The organism is Acinetobacter sp. L-24, assembly GCF_056857555.1.
In genome coordinates, this window is sequence record NZ_JBSXNI010000039.1 from 54,568 (window position 1) to 74,031 (window position 19,464).

General features: G+C 43.0%; 18 protein-coding genes. 9 read left to right on the top strand and 9 right to left on the bottom strand.

Going from position 1 to position 19,464, the window contains the following annotated elements; genetic code table 11:
• Nucleotides 1-158 precede the first annotated feature (158 nt).
• Complete coding sequence (locus tag AC13CK_RS06420; RefSeq protein WP_425880128.1) at nt 159-809, top strand: glutathione S-transferase family protein; 651 nt, start codon at nt 159-161, stop codon at nt 807-809.
• Between the two features lie 46 nt (nt 810-855).
• On the opposite strand, the gene phoR is transcribed toward AC13CK_RS06420, so the two are convergent.
• The 3 genes from phoR to AC13CK_RS06435 all read right to left on the bottom strand — a co-directional run bounded on the left by phoR (nt 856) and on the right by AC13CK_RS06435 (nt 3,877).
• Nucleotides 856-2,214 carry a phosphate regulon sensor histidine kinase PhoR gene (gene phoR, locus AC13CK_RS06425; RefSeq protein WP_005245337.1) on the bottom strand — a complete coding sequence of 453 codons (1,359 nt, stop codon included), beginning with the start codon at nt 2,212-2,214 and terminating at the stop codon, nt 856-858.
• 25 nt (nt 2,215-2,239) lie between these two features.
• A complete protein-coding gene (phoB, locus tag AC13CK_RS06430) occupies nt 2,240-2,950 on the bottom strand; it encodes a phosphate regulon transcriptional regulator PhoB (protein ID WP_004280972.1) in 711 nt (236 codons plus the stop codon).
• 249 nt (nt 2,951-3,199) lie between these two features.
• Nucleotides 3,200-3,877 carry a TetR/AcrR family transcriptional regulator gene (locus tag AC13CK_RS06435; protein ID WP_086044331.1) on the bottom strand — a complete coding sequence of 226 codons (678 nt, stop codon included), beginning with the start codon at nt 3,875-3,877 and terminating at the stop codon, nt 3,200-3,202.
• 223 nt (nt 3,878-4,100) lie between these two features.
• Here AC13CK_RS06435 and AC13CK_RS06440 point away from each other — a divergent pair, with 223 nt between their 5' ends.
• Entirely contained in the window at nt 4,101-4,949 is an 849-nt protein-coding gene (locus AC13CK_RS06440) for an SDR family NAD(P)-dependent oxidoreductase (RefSeq protein WP_148334837.1), read from the top strand.
• A gap of 114 nt (nt 4,950-5,063) precedes the next feature.
• Here the strand turns inward: AC13CK_RS06440 and AC13CK_RS06445 are convergent, their stop codons facing one another.
• Nucleotides 5,064-6,428, bottom strand: a complete 1,365-nt coding sequence (locus tag AC13CK_RS06445) for an MATE family efflux transporter (RefSeq protein WP_425880127.1) — start codon at nt 6,426-6,428, stop codon at nt 5,064-5,066.
• 128 nt (nt 6,429-6,556) lie between these two features.
• Nucleotides 6,557-7,711: a methionine aminotransferase gene (locus AC13CK_RS06450; protein ID WP_425880126.1), complete on the bottom strand. Its 1,155-nt coding sequence runs from the start codon at nt 7,709-7,711 to the stop codon at nt 6,557-6,559.
• A gap of 246 nt (nt 7,712-7,957) precedes the next feature.
• On the opposite strand from AC13CK_RS06450, the gene AC13CK_RS06455 reads away from it, so the two are divergent.
• From AC13CK_RS06455 to AC13CK_RS06465, 3 genes are read left to right on the top strand one after another with little or no spacing between them, the layout of a single operon-like run.
• Nucleotides 7,958-10,819 carry a type VI secretion system Vgr family protein gene (locus AC13CK_RS06455; RefSeq protein ID WP_482831022.1) on the top strand — a complete coding sequence of 954 codons (2,862 nt, stop codon included), beginning with the start codon at nt 7,958-7,960 and terminating at the stop codon, nt 10,817-10,819.
• A complete protein-coding gene (locus AC13CK_RS06460; protein WP_311204140.1) occupies nt 10,816-12,573 on the top strand; it encodes a glycoside hydrolase family 19 protein in 1,758 nt (585 codons plus the stop codon). Before AC13CK_RS06455 ends, AC13CK_RS06460 begins: the two co-directional genes overlap by 4 nt.
• Nucleotides 12,570-12,962, top strand: coding sequence for a hypothetical protein (locus AC13CK_RS06465; RefSeq protein ID WP_180181000.1), 393 nt, complete (start codon nt 12,570-12,572; stop codon nt 12,960-12,962). Before AC13CK_RS06460 ends, AC13CK_RS06465 begins: the two co-directional genes overlap by 4 nt.
• A 75-nt stretch (nt 12,963-13,037) precedes the next feature.
• Here the strand turns inward: AC13CK_RS06465 and AC13CK_RS06470 are convergent, their stop codons facing one another.
• Nucleotides 13,038-13,952, bottom strand: coding sequence for a Dyp-type peroxidase (locus tag AC13CK_RS06470; protein WP_005105126.1), 915 nt, complete (start codon nt 13,950-13,952; stop codon nt 13,038-13,040).
• Nucleotides 13,953-14,112: 160 nt separating this feature from the next.
• Between AC13CK_RS06470 and AC13CK_RS06475 the strand changes: the two genes are divergently transcribed.
• Nucleotides 14,113-14,733, top strand: a complete 621-nt coding sequence (locus tag AC13CK_RS06475; protein ID WP_425880124.1) for a LysE family transporter — start codon at nt 14,113-14,115, stop codon at nt 14,731-14,733.
• A gap of 74 nt (nt 14,734-14,807) precedes the next feature.
• Here the strand turns inward: AC13CK_RS06475 and znuB are convergent, their stop codons facing one another.
• From znuB to AC13CK_RS06490, 3 genes are read right to left on the bottom strand one after another with little or no spacing between them, the layout of a single operon-like run.
• The gene (znuB, locus tag AC13CK_RS06480) at nt 14,808-15,608 is read right to left on the bottom strand and encodes a zinc ABC transporter permease subunit ZnuB (RefSeq protein WP_138743288.1); all 801 of its coding nucleotides are present in this window, start codon (nt 15,606-15,608) and stop codon (nt 14,808-14,810) included.
• Nucleotides 15,609-15,611: 3 nt separating this feature from the next.
• Nucleotides 15,612-16,403 carry a zinc ABC transporter ATP-binding protein ZnuC gene (gene znuC, locus AC13CK_RS06485; protein WP_171065008.1) on the bottom strand — a complete coding sequence of 264 codons (792 nt, stop codon included), beginning with the start codon at nt 16,401-16,403 and terminating at the stop codon, nt 15,612-15,614.
• Nucleotides 16,376-16,873 (bottom strand): transcriptional repressor, encoded by a 498-nt coding sequence (locus tag AC13CK_RS06490; RefSeq protein WP_085064895.1) that lies wholly within the window; start codon nt 16,871-16,873, stop codon nt 16,376-16,378. The genes znuC and AC13CK_RS06490 overlap by 28 nt, the downstream gene beginning before the upstream one ends.
• 146 nt (nt 16,874-17,019) lie before the next feature.
• Here AC13CK_RS06490 and AC13CK_RS06495 point away from each other — a divergent pair, with 146 nt between their 5' ends.
• The 3 genes from AC13CK_RS06495 (at nt 17,020) to atpB (ending at nt 19,409) form a co-directional block, all read left to right on the top strand.
• Nucleotides 17,020-17,856: a metal ABC transporter solute-binding protein, Zn/Mn family gene (locus tag AC13CK_RS06495; protein ID WP_005105131.1), complete on the top strand. Its 837-nt coding sequence runs from the start codon at nt 17,020-17,022 to the stop codon at nt 17,854-17,856.
• Nucleotides 17,857-18,030: 174 nt separating this feature from the next.
• Nucleotides 18,031-18,423 (top strand): ATP synthase subunit I, encoded by a 393-nt coding sequence (locus tag AC13CK_RS06500; protein ID WP_004280982.1) that lies wholly within the window; start codon nt 18,031-18,033, stop codon nt 18,421-18,423.
• Nucleotides 18,424-18,533: 110 nt separating this feature from the next.
• Nucleotides 18,534-19,409, top strand: coding sequence for a F0F1 ATP synthase subunit A (atpB, locus tag AC13CK_RS06505; protein WP_004644859.1), 876 nt, complete (start codon nt 18,534-18,536; stop codon nt 19,407-19,409).
• Nucleotides 19,410-19,464: the final 55 nt, after the last annotated feature.

Consider the following 19,464-nt stretch of genomic DNA (forward strand, 5'->3'; position numbering starts at 1 on the left):
GCTAAAAATGATAGGAATATGGAGTGCTGTCTGAATTTAACTCAAATAGTGAATCTGCAACATAGGATACATATCATTACAGTCATCAAAAATTGAGCTAGAGTCTGCTGCTTTTTGCTATGCTCGGAAAGTAAGAACAATAAAATCATGAGTCTAATATGCGTGTTTTACATCATCTCGAACAATCACGATCATTTCGTATTCTGTGGGCCATGGAAGAATTAGGACTGGATTACGAGGTTAAATACTATAAACGTCAGCCCAACCTTTCTGCGCCACCGGCCTTAAAACAGATCCATCCATTGGGCAAGGCTCCGATTCTGGTCGATCAGTCTCAGGTACTGGCAGAATCTGCGGCGATCCTGGAATATTTGCAGGAAACTTATGATGAAAAGCAACAATTTCGTCCAGAAGATATTACCGACAAGGCCCAGTACCGTTACTGGATGCACTATGCGGAAGGCTCATTGATGCCGCTGCTAGTAATGCAACTGGTGATGACCACTGTACCAAAACATACCCCGTTGCTGATTCGGCCGGTGGCCAAGAAAATCTGCCATGGAGTGAAGAAACAGTTTGTGCAGAGCCGTTTAAAAGATCATATCCAGTTTCTGGAAAGCTATTTGAGTGAGCATGATTATTTTGCCGGTCATTTCAGTTTTGCCGATATTCAGATGAGTTTTCCTTTGGAGGCCATGCAGAGCCGGACGGGTCAAAGCTATCCAGCGATTCAAGCCTATCTGAAACGGGTGTCGCAACGTGCTGCCTATGCGCGTGCACTGTCCAAAGAAAAACAGATCAGCTCTTAAGTACTTAAAAGAAAAGGTGCCGATGGCACCTTTTTTGATGGTTATCTTACTCTGGAAAGCTGAGACGCTCTTTGGGGAAAATCACCTTAAAGGTAGAGCCTTGGTTTTCCTTGGACTCAATTTCCAGATGTGCCTGATGCTGCATGAGTACATGTTTAACAATTGCCAATCCCAAACCGGTACCGCCAGTACGACGGCTGCGGTCTGAATCGATGCGGTAAAAACGCTCGGTCAGACGTGGCAGATGCTTGGGATCAATCCCGATACCGTTATCTTGCACGACAAAATAGGCGGATTCACCATCATCATGCCAGCCGATGGTGATGGTACCGCCTTTAGGCGTGTACTTGATGGCATTGGTGATCAGATTACTAAAAGCGCTGGCCAGTTCCATATCTGAACCGATCAGATCGCAATGACTGTCAATGTCCAGATTCAGGGTATGACCATAATCAATATTATAGGCCTGGGCATCATCGAATAGCTGGTTCATCAGACTCGGCATTTCAATGATCTGGTTTTTGGCAATATTCTTATCATTTTCCAGACGTGACAGCAGCAGCAGGTCGTTGACCAGAGCATTCATGCGTCGGGTTTGCGACTGCATCTGATCAAAAGCGCGTTTCCAGCGTGGATTAATATCTTCCTGATCGGTAAAGGTTTCAATATAACCGCTGAGTACGGTCAAAGGAGTGCGCAGTTCATGTGAAATATTGTCGACAAAATCCTTTCGCATCTGTTCCAGATTGTGCATCCGGGTCACATCATAAGCGACCAGTACCCGACTTTCTCCGCCAAAACGGGTCATTTTGACCTGCACATAATGGTCTTCAAACAGCGAAGAACGCATTTTCAGGCCGTCCGGGGATTCATCAATATGGTGATAGTATTCGATAAAGCTTGGTTGGCGTAACAAGGTCAGGATATTACGGCGACGGTCATCACTGGAGATTCCGAGCAGACGTTCGGCTGCCGGATTCCACCATTCAATCTGCTGGTTTTCATCAAGTAGTACCACAGCTTCTTGTAAGGCCACCAGTGAAGACTGTGCACGATCAATCAGTTCGACCATTTCCGCCTGAACAATCCGTTCCTGACGTTGGGCGCGGTAAACATTGAAAAGTAGCGCACCCCAAATCCCGCCAATATTTGGTGGAACATCATAAGGGCGATTGGAAATCCATTCATTGACCAGATATAAGGAACGCATTTGGGTCGCAAAGAACGCCACGAAAGCAATTACGATACAAACCCAGAAATACCCAATCCCAAAACCGATAAAGCTGGCGATAATCAGGAAAAAAGCCAGTAAGCGTAAATCCTGTTTCGCAAAATCCCATAAGCTACTGTAACGGATTCTTTTATGTTCGCGTGCCAGTTCGGGGACAGGGTAGGGTTCATACATAAAACAAGATTTACCTTAAAAGATATTAACCTAAAGCGACATCTGAACGGGTCGAAAAGCGATACCCCGTTCCGCGAACGGTTTGTACAAAACGGTCTACACCATAAGGTTCCAGCACTTTACGCAAACGGCGGATATGTACATCGATGGTCCGGTCTTCAATATAGACGTTACCGCCCCACACCTGATCCAGCAATTGCGCACGGGTATAGGCACGTTCCGGATGGGTCATGAAGAATGCCAGCAAACGATATTCAGTCGGCCCCATTTCCAGAATGTTGTTACCAAAATTCACCCGCTGGCTGACCGGATCCAGAATCAGGCCATTGGCATCAATGGTTTTTTCACCGCTCAGGGCATTGGCGCGGCGCAGTACCGCCTTAATTCGGGAGACCAGTTCCCGGGTCGAGAATGGCTTGGTCATGTAGTCATCGGCACCGGCATCCAGACCTTGTACCTTGTGGTCTTCTTCACCGCGCGCTGTCAGCATGATCACCGGAATTTCTGACAGGCTTTCATCACGTTTCAGACGACGACATAAGTCCACACCGCTCACACCACCCGGCATCATCCAGTCCAGCAAAATTAATGCCGGACGCTGGTCCACAATCATCTGATGCGCCTGCTTGGCATCTTCTGCCTGTAAGCACTGAAAACCGGCCATATCCAGAGAGGTATGGATCATTTCCCGAATCGGGAGCTCGTCATCGACGATTAATATGTAGTCATCTTTCACAACGCAATACCCTATTTCATGTAAACGGTGAACCGTTTTATATTTATGACAGGCTTATTACAAAGACTAATTATGACAGTATCATTGCAGAAAGGGAAAAACTGCTGATATTCGCAAAAATTTGTGACAAATATAGCGCAGAAACTTGTTAAAAAATCATAAATTAATTTTACTCATTTCCGTAGTACAGCATAAATCTGCAACTGACTGGTAAATGTAGGAAAGCCTATTAAGCACAGGATTTAACAGCTATTTTTTCTCGGAAAATGACTCGAGCAGCGCCAAAAAAACCACACTACAAGACGATAAAACTTCCTCAAGCGAATGCTTAAAACCACTCATCACCCAACGAATGGCAATTTGGGTGACATAGCCATTTAAACCGGTCGACACCAGTGAAATTTCCTGCTCACTACGATTTAACTGCGGCATCATCAACATGACGAAGGCGTGAATCATGCGGTCGAAACGTGACATGGTTTCATGAATAGTGGCCTGATTATGCAGTTCCTGTACCAGCATGGCATCAATATAAATGATCCGTGCCATGCGCGGATTGTCACGCAGGGTAGTGAGCAGCGCACTCAAACCGGCTTCGATCATTTTTTTCGGATCTGTCGAGGCCTGCATCATGGCCTGCATGACATTCTGTTGCAGTTCATCAATCAGTTTTAGGAAAATGGTCTGAAACAGATGTTCGCTTTTCTTGAAGGATTCATAAAAATAACGTTCAGTCAGTTTGGCTTCATTGCAGATATCTTTGACAGTAACTGAAAAAAAACCATAACTACCATAGGCTTCAATCCCGGCTTCGATGAGCTTTTCACGACGTGCCTGCTGCCGTTCAGCCATCGACAGGCCTTTAAACTGACGTTCCTTGGTTTTGGCGGGTCGTGATTTTGCTGCTGAGTCGATTGAATCGGTCATAAGGCCTGTATGCTCATCTGCATGAAGATTTTGAATATCTTAACAATAAATCACGCTTAGACCTATATGGAAATGCTGCCCTGAAATTTGGCCTCTAAGGATATGGGATAATTATTGACAATATATATTGTCAAAACTATATTGAGGATCTGTGCTAGCTCCTGAAACAACAGAACAAGATCCTGCTGTCATGGAATGGCAGTAGTTTACATAAGGAAATTGAATGAAAAATTTTAACAATAAAGTTGCCGCGATTACCGGGGCCGGTTCAGGTATTGGTCAGCAACTGGCGGTATTACTGGCTCAGCAGGGTTGTCATCTGGCTCTGAGTGATATTAATGAACAGGGTCTGGCGCAAACGCTCGAATTGCTCAAAGAAAGTGATGTCCGTGTCACCATTCAGAAAGTAAACGTAGCAGAATTGGAGCAGGTGCGTAATTGGGCGGCACAGGTCGAACAGGATCATGGCAGTGTCAATATGATCTTTAACAATGCCGGCGTTGCACTGGGTTCAACCGTTGAAGGGGCATCTTATGAAGAACTGGAATGGATTGTCGGAATCAATTTCTGGGGTGTAGTTTACGGAACCAAAGAATTCTTACCTTTGATCAAGAAAACCGGCGATGGTCATATCATCAATATTTCCAGCCTGTTTGGTCTGACTGCTCAACCGACCCAGTCTGCTTATAACGCGACCAAGTTTGCGGTACGTGGTTTTACTGAATCCCTGCGTCAGGAACTGGATATGGAAAATTGTGGGGTGAGTGCACTGTGTGTACATCCGGGCGGTATCCGTACCAATATTGCCAATGCTGCAAAAATGAATAACAGCCTGCTGACTTTAGGTATGAATCCGGAAAAATCAGCCCGTAATTTTAATAAATTATTGCGTTGTCCACCTGCAGAAGCCGCTCGTCAAATTCTGGAGGCGGTACAAAAAGACAAGCGCCGTCTGCTGATCGGTAATGATGCCAAAGCAATTGACCTGATTCAGCGGATCTTGCCGACCGGTTATCAGCATGTCACTGCACTGGCGACCCAGTTTGGCAAAAAGAAGAAAAAATCTGCTTAAAAAATTGCAGAACAGACCCGCGAAAGCGGGTTTTTTATCGCTGTAATAGGGTCTATTTTTTGCGACTAAGAGTGTTAGCTACTGTAATACTTCTAGGTACATAAAACCTTGCATCTAAATCAACGCTTCAACCGTTTTTTTCTTCCAGACAAACTGATAATACAGTCCCTGCAAAATACACAGGCTGACAAAGGCCAATGCATAGGCATACCAGATACCTTCCAGGCCCCACCACTGACTAAAAAGATAAGCGGCGGGAACTTCAATACAGAGAATGGCAAAAATATTAATCAGCATTGGCATGGTCACCGTTCCACTTGAGCGCATGATCGAAGCAAAAATGGCACTGGCGCCAAAAAACAGAATTGACCACAGCACAATAAATAGCAGTTGTTGTCCCAGTACTACAACCTTAGGATCGGTAATAAACAGTGCCATCAGATATTTGGAGAACAGGTATGCCAGAATCACCAGACCGCCGGTAAACAGGATATTCATACTCAGCGCAGTCCGTGTGACTTTATTGAGTAGATCCGATTTACCTGCGCCAATCGCTTGAGCACCAAATACAGACGCGGCAATCGCAATCGACAAAGCGGGAAATTGAATATAATTTAAGACCTGATTGACCGCACCATAAGCGGCTGTTGCTTCTGCGCCATAACGATTGACCAGCCCGACAATCACCAGTCCGGCAACTGAAGTCGTGACCATTTGTACCCCAGTCGGAACCCCCAGTTTCAAGATCATTCTGCTCAACTGTGGCTGATGACGAATATTTTTTAATAAAGCCCAGTCGAGCTTGAGTGGGTGCTGTCTATAGTTCAAATACAGGATTAAAAACAACAGGACCGCCAGATTTCCCAGAATGGTGGCAATCGCCGGCGAGATAATGCCCATTTTAGGAAAGCCAAAATAACCGGCAATCAGGACCGGTGTCACCACTAAACCCACCCCAATGGTAAGTGCGGAAGCAAACAGGGGGGTGGTACTATCCCCAATGCCACGCAAGATGGAGGTATAAATAATATAGATAAAAATTAAGGGACTACCCGCCAGCATCCATTGTACATAGGGCAAGGACAAATGCATTACATCAGGATCTGTGCCAAGGGCCAAAAGAATATTCTCAGCAAAAATTACCCCGAAAAGCGCAATCAAACTTCCGCCAATCAAGGTCATAAATAAAGTTGAACCGACCACACAGCGCACTTTTTCTATATTTTTTCCACCCCAAGCCTGTCCAATCAATACGGTAGAACCGGCAGATAAACCAATCACAAAGGCCATCAGACAAAACAGGATCGGGAAAAAAACGGCAACAGCAGCAATCGCATTCACTCCGAGCATTTGTCCCACAAAAACCGTATTGATCGTGCCGGAGAGACTTTGCAGGATATTGGTCGCAATTAATGGCAACAGAAATACCAGAAAGGCTTTCCATAAATTCTGTTGATGAATCAGTGAGTGCTGTGCCATGCGACATCCTGTGATTGAATTATCATCTATTTGTTGATGCAGCTATTATTCGGCAGAATGTAAAAAAAAGCCTTAGCTTTTAAGTAACTAAGGCATTTATTTTATGAGATTTTTAGTTAAAAAATGAGTTAAATCTTTGAAAGAATTTGACCTGCCTGGATCAAGGTTTGTTCTTTTTTTGCAAAGCAGAACCTGAGCAGACGTAAATCTGCAGGGGGGTGTTGGTAGAACGCGGAGACTGGAATCGCGACAATCCCATGTTGTTCTGCCAGAAAATGGCACATGGAAAAATCATCGAGCTCAGGCCGAATCTCTGAATAATCTAAGTTCTGAAAATAAGTCCCTTGAGAAGGTGTCCATTTAAAGCGTGATGTTTTAATGGATGAGTTAAATAAATCCCGTTTATTTTGATAAAAAGAGGACAGTTCAGGTATATGCTCAGGATGCAGTTGCATATATTCCGCCAAGGCAACCTGAACGGGTGTCACACCGCAGAAGCTGGCAAACTGATAAATCTGTCTGAACATTTTCATCAGTGCCGGTGCAGCAATACAAAATCCGGTTTTCCAGCCAGTGACATGGAAGGTTTTACCAAAAGAGCCAATTACGAAGCTACGCTCGCGAAGTTCTGGAAATGACCAGGCCGAATAGTGCTGAACGCCGTCAAAAACCAGATGTTCATAGACTTCATCGGACAGCACCACAATATTGCGCTCGCGAATCAGTTCGATCAGTTGCTGCCAGTCTGCCTTGGACCAGACACTCCCACTCGGATTATGTGGAGTATTCACGATAATCATGCGGGTACGGTCATTAATGGCATCTTTGGCCTGATTCCAGTCCACAGAAAAATCAGGATGCTGCAAAGCAATATGCACTGGCTTTGCCCCGACCAGTTGTACCGCAGGTCCATAACTGTCATAGCTCGGGTCGAAAATAATCACTTCTTCCCCGGCACGCACCGTGGCTTGAATGGCACAAAAAATCGCAATTGTCGCCCCAGGGGTAATCGTGATTTCCTCGACAGGATCAATAATCAGTTGATCACGCTGCTGATAGAGATCTGCCACCAGACTTCGCAAGACTGGCAGACCATCTCCCGGTGCGTACTGGTTAAATCCATTCTGGCTGGCCCGGTTTAAAGCTTCAATCAAGGCAGGAGGCGCTGCAAAGTCCGGAAATCCTTGAGAAAGATTCAAGGCTCCGAGTTTTTGTGCCAAGGCCGACATGGTACTAAAAATGGTCACGCCCAAATCAGGTAATTTAGAAGGGAGTTTCAGCATGTCTTTGGCCTTGAAGAATGAGATCTGAATGAGTGTAACAGCAAGTTCCGTATAGGATAATCAGAAAAATAGGGAATATTGGGCAATATTTTTAATTAAGATGTACCACATGCGATTTAAGATTTTTAATTGAAGAGTCATAAATTAAAGGCCTAATTATGTGAAATGCATCGTGAACTGGACGAAATGGATAACTTTTCCTAAAATTTGCCGCACAATAATAAAGCTTAAAATTATAACTATAAAATGCCAAAACCTATCCATATGCTGCTGGAGCAGCTCGGGCTTAAGCGCCAGCATCGTGCGCTACATTTACAGTTTTCACATCCTCCTTTAAATCATCAGGTTTTGATTCAGCGGATTGAGGGTCAGCATCAGATCAATCAAGGTCTGCAGGCTGAACTGATCTGTCTTTCCACTCATGCTCATATTGCCTTGAAACAGTTTATCGGCTGTCGGGTGGCCATTGATCAGGTCACAGACCGGGGTGAACTTTTCCGGACTACGGGCATTATTACTGCAGCCAGCCAAGGACAGAATGATGGAGCTTTGACCCTGTATAAACTGACGCTGAATGACGCGACTGCACTCTGGCAGAAGCGCCGTAACAGTCGGGTTTTTATGAACAAGACGGTGCGCGAGATCAGTGAAATCCTGTTCAGTGAATGGCAAAACAGAAGTGCATTATTCGCGGTCAGTCTCAGCCTGGATTTGACAGGACTCAGCCGGGACTATGATGTCCGGCCTTTTGTGATGCAATCTAATGAATCGGATTATGATTTTCTGACCCGTTTATGGCGTAGCGAAGGAATTAACTGGCTGATCGATGAAAAGCAATTAACTGTGCCTGTATCAGCCAGCGAGATTCAAGCTCAGTTTTTAAAACTGGTAGATCATTCCCAATATTTTTCAGCTTTAAAACGCCGTTCCATCCGGTTTCATCGCAGTCATGCCACCGAACAGCTGGACACATTGACCAGTCTGATTGCGGTACGTCAGCTCAATCCGAATAGTACCCAAACCCAGCGCTGGCATGCCCAGCAACTTGCTCAAGATCAAAGCCAGCCTTTATTCAGTAATCATCAGCAAAGTGATATTCACGCAAATGCCACTCTTCAGCTTGAAGATGCGTGGAACATCAGTCCGGCCTGGACCGGCGACTTAAATCATGAGGATCAGGTGACAGCATCTGGTATAGCCCAACTGGATCGACTCAATCAGCAGCTCAGTGACTATCATGCTTTGCAGTCTAAATATTTTAAAGCCAGTAGCAGCGTACGAGATGCTCAGGTTGGATACTGGTTTGAACTGCAACAGCATCCTGAAATTGATCAGCATCCTGCCCATCAACGTGAATTTCTGATTTTAGCTAAGCGGTTTTATAACCAGAACAATTTACCCAAAGATATCTTATCTCAGCTGGACAGTTTGCTTGAGAAGAGCGGCTGGCAGATGACACAGGAGGAACGACAGGCCAATGAACTACAGATGGTGCGCCGTGAAATCCCGGTTGTTCCTGAGTACCACCCCTTCATTCATCGGCCTGCTGCATATCCGCAACGGGCTCGAGTGGTCGGACCTGAAGGTGAAACGATTCATGTCGATGCATGGGGGCGGGTGAAAGTTCGTTTTCTATTTACCCGGAGTGAGGATCATCAGCATGATGGCGGTGCAGGCAGCAATGACAATGATAGTGATTCTGCCTGGGTGGATGTTTTGACCCCTTGGGCGGGTGAGGGCTATGGCATCAGGTTGCATCCGCGAATTGGCGAAATTGTAGTGATTGACTTCTTTGAAGGTGATATCGACCGGCCCTTTGTGGTGGGACGGATTCATGAAGCAGAACGGCATCCGACCATGTTTGATGCAAAAGGAGAACTTCCTGCGACCAAAAAACTCAGTGGCATCCGTTCTCAGGAGGTCGATGGTGAGGGCTTTAACCAGTTGCGTTTTGATGATACGACTGGACAGATCAGTGTACAGCTGCAAAGTAGTCATGCAGCCAGCCAGCTCAATCTGGGAAATCTAAGCCACCCCAAAGAAAGTGAAAGCAGCGAAGGTCGGGGAGAAGGTTTTGAGTTAAGAACGGATCATTGGGGTGCCATACGTGCAGGGAAAGGCTTGCTGATTTCCACTTATGGGCAAGAGTCAGCCGCAGGCAATCACCTGGATGCTGACTCAGCCAAAGAACAGCTTGAATCGAATCTCAATCATAGTAAAGCCTTGAGTGATATTGCAGAAAAACAGCAGGCTGATCCATTGGAATTTTTTGATAGTTTAAAACAGTTTCTGAATCAGATTGAAGCTGAAGACCGGGGCAAAGCTACTGCATTTAAACAGGCGGTGATGCTGTTAACCGCACCCCAATCGATTGCACTGAGCACAAAGGAAAATATTCATTTATCCGCTGATCAGCAAATCAATCAGAGTGCCGGGGACAATATTCATTTTTCCACACAGAAATCTTTAGTTGCTCATGCACAGGACCGGATCAGTTTGTTCGCTGCTCAAGAAGGCGTAAGTGTCTATGCAGCTCAAGGCAAAATTGAAATACAAGCCCAAGATGATGCAATTGAAGCGATTGCCCGCAAGGTAATCAAGCTTATTTCGACTGAAGACAAGATCGAAATCACCAGTCCGAAGGAGATCGTACTGACCGCTGGAGGGTCTCAAATTAAGATCAATGGTGGTGGAGTAATGGTCACAACTGGTGGGAAATTTGAGTGTAAGGCCGGGCAGCATCTGTTTACGAAAGGTCAAAATATTATTGAACAAAAAATAAATCTTCCAAAAATGAAAACATTATTCAGTAATAAAATTAACTATCAGTGGACTAACCAGTCTGCAGGAGAAAAAGAAATTTGTATTCTAAATAAGTTGGATGGGAACTTAATTAAAACTAAGAAGTCTGTATTAAATGAAAATAATCAATTAAGTACTTTAAGATTCTATACCTCTCAACCCACAGATTTCGTGGCTTTAGGATTTAATTCTTTACAAACTCATCTCATTCAAGACTTAGATAATGAAAGTATTGATGAACTATTGTATGAGATAGAAGAAAGGGATTTAGAGGATGATGTATATACTGAAGAGGATGTCGAATGATGAGCAATTTAGTTACCATAACATCAAAAATTTATGATGCTTCAGGAAAATATGTCATTAATTTAAAAGTTAAATCACGCTATAAAGGTTCATCGAGAGAAAATACAAATAAAACAGATAAAGATGGTTTATTTATATTTCAGGGTTCACCAAATCGAACTGTGGAAATTTTAGCTAAGCCACCTAATGTGGAAGATTATATCGTTATTAAAACGATTGATTCTTCAATCATTTCTTCTAGAAAGAATCCTGTAAAAGTATCCTTGCCTAAAAGTATAGAGGAGTATCATAAAGAAAAAGTGATGCCTACTACAAAAGGTATAGTTACGACTTTATTTAAAATAATAGACTGCAATGAGAAAATATTAACGAGTTTCCCGGTAAAATCTCGCCCTAAAGGAAAACAAAGTTCATTTGAACGTCATACCAATGAGCAGGGCATTGTAGAGGTGGTATCTTCACCTAATCGAGATATTGAAATTCTAGTTTTGACTTCAAATGATGAGTTTGCTCTAAAAGGTGCTGTTAACTCTGAGCATGGCTCTCAAATACCACAAATAATTAAATTAGACGAACCCTGCGAAAACTTTAAAAGTGAATCAAATATCCAACTTCTAGATAGAGAAGGAAATAGTTATATCGTTGAAAATACAAAGATCGAGATACTTTATCTAGGAAATAAGATAACCAAAATTTCAAATACCTCTGATGGTAAATTTTCATTTCCAAGCATGATTGGAGAAAAAATACAGATCACGGTATTTAAACCTGATGGTAATCCCTTGGAACCGAAAACTCATGTGGTAAAAAGAATTAAAGAAGATGCCATAAAAATGAAATTAGATGTGGACTTAACGGTAGGTCGAACTGTACTAAATAAGCCAAGAATAGAGAAAAATTTAAAAATAAGTAAATGTGTCTGTAATAGGGATATTTCAGCAGAAGAATTTAAAAAAATAACAACTAGTGCCACAGCTATAAGCTTTCTTAATGATTTAAATGAACAATTTAAAAAACTTAATATGATTAATTGTCTTGAAAAGGCTCATTTTATAGCACACACATTACATGAAACTGCAAGTTATTCTTTGCTAGAAGAAGGATTAGGTGGTAAATCTGAAAGTGAAGTTTATGATGGCTATAAAGGACGTGGCTTAATGCAATTAACCTATAAAAATAATTATGAGCTTTATGGGTTAGCAGTGAATGAAAACTTTTTAGGAAATAATAAACATAGAATTGCTAAAGAAAAAAAACATGCTGTAGGTTCTGCAGTATGGTATTGGCATCATTCTAAAGCTGGCAATTTGAGTCCTCATGCCATTAATAATGATTTAATAGCAACTTGTGCTTTAATTAATGGCGGATATAACGGATTTGATGATAGAGAGAAATACTATAAAAGAGCTGTAATCGCTCTTAATATAAAAACCTGTTTAAATTTAGATAAGAAAATAGTTGATAATCTTGATAATTATACGAAATTTGAAAATAGTTATATTTATTTTAATAAAATTGGTGAATGCTTTGGATGGGGTTTATGGAGTGATCCTGCTGGTTACAAAAAAGGAAAATTAAAAAACTCTAATGAGTCAAAAAAAGGATACTCAAGATTTCTAGAAATGTGTAAAGACAAAGATTATCCTTTTGGTTATAAACAAGATAAGAAAGGGAACAAAGTTGGCAGAAAGAGGTATGGTTATAGTGCGAATTCTGCAATAACATTAGCTAAAAAGAGGTTAAAAGAATTATGAAAAAAATTATACTTATTTTTTTTGCTCTAGTGGTATGTACAAGCGCACAATCAAATGATGAATATTATTGTCTGATAAGTGAAAAGAAATCTATTTTGTTAGTTTCTAGTAAGTATCCTGATATTAATTTTGTAAAATATTATCCCTATTTGAAAAATATTAAAATATCAAGACCTATAAAAGAAAAAAATGTCGATATGGGTGATAATGCTAAGCCTGAAGTCTATAGAACAATGAATGAAATCATTAATGGAGAAATTACTGGGTATTATACTTTTATGTCACAAGGTTATCTTTTATATGATGTCGAATATAAAAATTTAAGAACCAAGAAGACTACTATTTTTAATAAAAGTAACATACATATAGATAATATAAGTTGCTTATAACTCTTTAAATTCTATTTTAATCTTAGTTAAAAAGCATAAATCGAAATAAGATTTATGCTTAATTTTAAAGTGAATTTACAAAACCTCTTCCAGTAACTCCTCACTCGGTGCAAAGTAATAGGCACCATCCAGAGGTGTTACAAAATGCAGCAGGCGGTCATGAATTCCATCACCAGATGTACCGAACATACGTTCTAACATAGCATCAATAATTTTCAGGTCTTTGGTGTAGGCAATAAAGAATAGACCCTGGTCGCCACGTCCGTCACCATATGGCAAGGAGTGACGCAGGATTTCCATTTCTTCACCTTCTTCATCTTCAACTACAGTACGTGCCACGTGCGCATTTTCAGGTTTGACTTCATCATCCAATTCAATGGATTCAAGCTTGGTGCGACCCATAACCTGTTCCTGAGTATCAACTTTTAGCTTTTTCCATTTTTCCAGGTTATGCGCGTAACGCTGGGCAAAAATAAATGAACCATCTTGGAAAATACCTGAATCTTCACCTAATAATGCGACTTCAGCACGATCATCCGGGAATTGCGGATTTTCAGTCCCATCAATAAAGCCAGTAATGTCACGACCATCAAAATATCGGAAGCATACCCGCTCATCCAGTACCTGAACCTGGGCCTGAATACCTTCAAAAAAAGCCTGACTGAGCGCAAAACAGATATCAGCACGGGCACTGGCAATATGAATCAGTACATCTGCTGGAACCACGGGCATTTCGAATGAACCCTGAATAGGTGCAAGCTGTTTAAATCCTGCAGGAGCTTGATCATAAAGTTTTGCCCACAGTTCAGGACCAAAAGCCACTGCCGTTTTAATTTGTGCTTGAGGATGTTGCGTAATAAGACGATCACGCGAAGTAAAAAGATGTTCGAGTTGTTCTTTTAATTGTTCAATACTCAAATCTTTAAGACGTAAAACAATAAAACGGGCATGATCTGAAGGAAGTGGCAAGATTACCGATTGGGCTGTCATTCATGGCTCCTGTAAGGATAGATCCTGTTTTTAATGTACATATTGTGCCTGAAGCTAGACAGAGTGAATAGTGCAATGCCTTATATTTAAGCAGGTTTTTAGCCTGATTTTATTAGAAAATTCATATAATATTGGGCAAGTTTTGCTGAGTTAAATATCCATGTCCTATCAAATGTGGTTTGCCTATATGCTGGCCTGCTGGGTGATTAGTGTGTCTCCGGGCGCTGGTGCAATTGCATCGATGTCGAGCGGATTGAATTATGGTTTTCGGCATGGTTACTGGAATGCGCTGGGTCTGCAACTGGCGTTATTGGTGCAGATTGCAGTGGTTGCGGCAGGCGTGGGAGTTTTGTTTGCGACAACCCCGTGGGCATTTTTAGTGGTGAAATGGTTTGGTGTCGGCTATTTATTGTATTTGGCTATTTTGCAGTGGAAAGCACCTGCACAATCTATCGAAATTAAACATGAATTGGCGCGAAAATCGAGAGGGAAACTGGTATTGCATGGTTTCTTGGTTAATATCAGTAATCCTAAAGCCATCGTATTTTTACTGGCCGTCTTGCCGCAATTTCTGGATTTGTCCAAGCCTCAATGGATTCAGTATTTGATTATGGCTGCGACAATGGTGACGATTGATCTGATTGTGATGGCGGGTTATACCGGATTGGCTGCTAAAGTTTTAAGGCTACTAAAATCACCGAAACAACAAAAAGTCATGAACCGGACTTTTGCCGGTTTATTTGCAGGCGCTGCATTTTTATTGAGTTTGGTGCATCAATAAAGAGTGTTTGCTCTCTCCTTAAAGGAGAGAGGCGGAATAGATCATTAGAAAATCATCATGATTTAAAAGAAAGATTAAGCCAGCTTTTTAAACTTTTGCACACAGAAGATCAGTGCAAACAGCACTGCCATGGTCAGGACAATGGTTAAACCAGTCGAAGTATTGAGACCGGCACTCGACCACAGACCCACGGTCACCCCAATTTGCGCAATCACAAATGCCCAGATCACCATTTGTTTTGGTGAATGTGCAAGTAATCGTGCAGTCAGGGCAGGGATCACCAGTAATGCCCCCATCAAGAGTGAACCGACTGCTTTCAGGGCAAGCACGGTAAACAATGCCAATAACAACATAAAGATCAGGCGTTGCCATTTGGCATTTACACCTTCACTGACCGCCATGTCCGGATCAATTGCGATTTGAATCTGCGCTTGCCAGCTTTTATAGAGAACGGCTAAGGCCAGAATAATCACGATAGCAAAGGTGGGTAAGTCCGCCCAAGAAATCGTCAGTAGATCACCAAATAGATAGCTGAGAAGTTCCGGTCTTAAACTCGGTAAATGCTGAATGAACAATAATCCCGAGCAAAGCAGTGTTGCTGAACATAAGGCCAGCAAGGCATCATTCGGCAGGCGTGGGTCATGCAGTACCCACAAAATCCCGACCAATAATAAGGCAATAAAAGTGACTCCCATCCACAGCGGTAAACTTAAAGCTCCAGCAATGGCAACACCGAGTAAAGTACCGTGTGCCATGGTATCGGCAAAAAATGACATACGCCGCCAGAGCATGAGACAGCCCAGCGGTGCAGTCAGAAATACCAATAGCGTTCCCATGATCCATGCAGGTAAAAGGAGTTGTAACCAATCCATCATGGTTTAAGCTTCCGGCTCGGGGTGAATATGAGGACGCGAATCATGCTGACAGGGTGTGGCAGAATCACCATGCGCACAATGATCATGATGATGCTGGTAGAATACCCGGTTAGTGCCAAAAATTGCCTGATATTCGGGATGTTGCTGCACACTTTCCGGCAGCCCGCTACAACAGATATGCTTATTCAAGCAGACCACACGAGTCGTACCTTGCATCACCCATTGCAAGTCATGTGAAACCATCAGTACGGCACAGCCATATTTTTCCGGCAAGTTACGCACATATTCATACAGTTCAGCTTCGGACTGGATGTCTAGACCCTGCATCGGTTCGTCGAGAACTAAAATGTCCGGCTGGCGTAATAAGGCGCGGGCCAGTAGCACCCGCTGACGTTCACCGCCAGACAACTGCTGAACTTTAGAATCTTGCAGTTTACTAATACCAGTATCCCGGATAATTTCAGTTTTAATCTGGGACGGGCATTTTTCTAGTGCCAATAAATCTTTCACTCGTAGCGGCAAGCTATATGATGGATTAAATTTCTGTGGCACATAAGAGAATTTGAGTTTGCGCGCAGTTTTGATCTCACCCGATTGTGGTTTTAGTATGCCCAGCATGACTTTAATTAAGGTCGATTTACCAGCACCATTGGGACCAATCAGTGTGACAATTTCTTTCTCTTGTAATGAGAAATCAATGGCTTTTAGGATATCGCGCTCATCGATTTTGACCCAGATCTTGGAGAGCTGAATCAGGGGAGAGGCACTTAAGCTTTGTTGCGGCACTGCTGACAAATTCCTGAAATTTCGATAATGCTGTGATGTGCCGTGAAGTCGTCCGAGCTTGCCAGTGCATCGAGTTGATTGAGCAGGCCCTGAGCCGACGCTTCTTTCACGGCTTTACATTCGGTACAGATTAAAAAAGCAGCCTGATGACCTTCACGCGGATGGCAACAGGGAATATAGGCATTGATCGAGGTCAGGCGATGAATCAGCCCTTTGCTTAATAAAAAATCCAGAGTGCGATACACCGTTGGTGGGGCTGCAGGACGATCGCTGGCATTTTTCATTTGTGCCAGCAGATCATAGGCGCCCATCGGGCCATGCGCATTCAGAATGAGTTCCAGCACTTCTTTACGTAAAGGCGTAAGGCGTGCGCCGCTTGCTGCACAAAGACTTTCCGCTTCAGCAAGACGTTGTGCGACATTGGGATGGTCGTGCACGCCGTGCAATGCGTTGTGGTGTTCGTGCGAACAGGAACCCATAGTTCACCTCAAGTGCGAAACTGAAAATTAATAGATTTCAAATCTTAACATGAAGCGTTCTGAGTTTCGATTGGGCATAGGTATTTTTGTATTTTTGTTATATTATAACACTTCCTGATTTTATCGTTTTTAAGTGATTTCTACTCATGTTCCGTCTTCTTGCAATCAGTCTGCTCGCATTGTTCAGTACACTCAGTTGGTCACAAAGTCTGGTGGTGTCTACGCAGCCGATCCATCTGATTGCCAAGAAAATTACCCAAGGTGTGGAACAGCCGACTTTATTGCTGGCCAACCAAAGTGGACATGATGTGAGTCTGACTCCGGCGCATCGAAAAACTATTCAGAATGCAGGTCTGGTGATCTGGCTGGGTCAGGCGCATGAAGCACCCTTGGCGAAAGTGCTGAATGAAAGTAATAAAGGTATCGCACTTTTAGACTCCGGAATTTTGACTACCTTGCCGATGCGTAATCCGCGTGGCGAGGCCTTAAAAAATACGGTAGACACGCATGTCTGGCTCGATCCGAATAATGCGGTACGGATAGGTTTCTTTATTGCGGCGCTACGTTCGCAGCAACTGCCGGAGCATCGTGAACGCTACTGGAAAAATGCCCGTGACTTTGCACAAAACATGTTTGCTACGGCCCAGCGTTATAGTTCAAGCAACAAGGCCAAACCTTATTGGTCTTATCACGATGCCTACCAGTATCTTGAGCGCCCACTCAATTTAAAATTCATGGGGGCGCTGACCGATGATCCACATGTTTCGCCAACCGTAGCCCAAATCAAGTTTTTACAGGATCATCGTCCACAGCGCAAAATGTGTCTGCTGGCCGAAGGTCATGCCAGTGAAAACCAGTACCGCAAACTCAATCCGGTACTGTTCCAGCATGTCGATGAAAGCATGAGCGGGGCAAGGGACTTTGTGCAGGCTTGGCAGCAATTGGCTACAGAAACCCAGAAATGTGTACTAAATGCACGCTAATGGTTTAAAAAATAGACAGATTTTGATTAGTTTAACAGCAGTGGCCCGATTTAAAAAAACACGACTAAGGTCGGGAAAAGATTGCATGTTCAGGGGTGTAACTCTATAATGCCTGCGATTAAAAATAATCACCTGTTAAACTTGTCAAGCATGATTGCTGTGAGTGAATAAATAATGAGCCGAACTAGTCGCTTGATTGACCGACGATTAGCGAAAGCTTTGGTCCTCCTGCAAGCCTGTATGATCCCTGTTTCAGCCTTGATCGGCTGGGTCGTGAAAGACTCAACCGCAGCCTTGAGTGCAGCATTAGGTGCACTGGTATGTTGGCTCGCGACTTGTTATTTTTCGTGGCAATCGTTTCGAGCAGCAGGAGCCCGCGCGTCTAAACAAGTTCTTTCGAACATGTATAAAGGCTTGATGGGAAAGTTTGCCATTGTGATTGTTGGTTTCATTTTAATTTTAAGCAATGTTAAACCGTTGTCAGCGGTGGCGTTGTTTTGTGGTTTTATACTTGTTCAAGCCATGTCGTGGGTCGCTCCGTTTTGGGCGTCACGTCTACAAAAATGAGTATAAGCACAACAAGAAATTGAAAAGTTTTTCAGGAGCAGGCGAGATATCAAGCAGCACGCGATATTCGTTTGTTCTATTAGTTTTTTGACATTGACCAGGTGTGATTTATGGCTGCTGAAGAACATGCCCTTACTTCGACCGAGTATATCAAGCATCACTTGACCAACATGACCTATGGCAAAATGCCGGACGGTACGTGGAAATTGGCCGAGAGCGGTGCTGAAGCTCAACAGATGGGGTTCACTGCTATTCACTTGGATTCAATGGGTTGGTCTATCGGACTGGGTCTGATTTTCTGTTTGTTGTTCTGGTTGGTTGCGAAAGCGGCTAATGCTGGTGTTCCTACCAAGTTCCAGTCTGCAATTGAAATGATTATCGAGTTTGTAGATTCAAGTGTACGTGATACCTTCCACGGGAAGTCTCGATTAATTGCACCCTTAGCATTAACCATTTTCGTGTGGATTTTCCTCATGAACTTGATGGATTTGATCCCTGTTGACTTTATTCCTTATGTAGCTCAACACGCGATTGCTTCTATGCTGGGTGTAGACCCTCATCAGGTTTACTTTAAAATTGTTCCGACTACAGATCCAAACATTACCCTCGGTATGTCTATTTCTGTATTCTTCTTAATTATTTTCTATAGTATTCGTGAGAAAGGTGTTGGCGGCTTCGTTGGTGAGTTAGCACTGAACCCATTTAACCCAAGTAATCCAGTTGCTAAAGTGCTTTTAATTCCATTCAACTTATTGTTGGAATTGACTACTTTCTTGGCGCGACCAGTTTCATTGGCTCTACGACTGTTCGGTAACATGTATGCGGGTGAGTTAATCTTCATTCTTATCGCGTTATTACCGTTCTGGATCCAGTGGGCGTTGTCTGTGCCTTGGGCGATTTTCCACATTTTGATTATTACGCTACAAGCATTCATTTTCATGATGTTGACTATCGTGTACATGAGTATGGCAAGCGAAAAGCATTAATGGTATTGCCTAACTGTCAACGGATGGTTGGGCACACAATTTTTTAACTTAATTT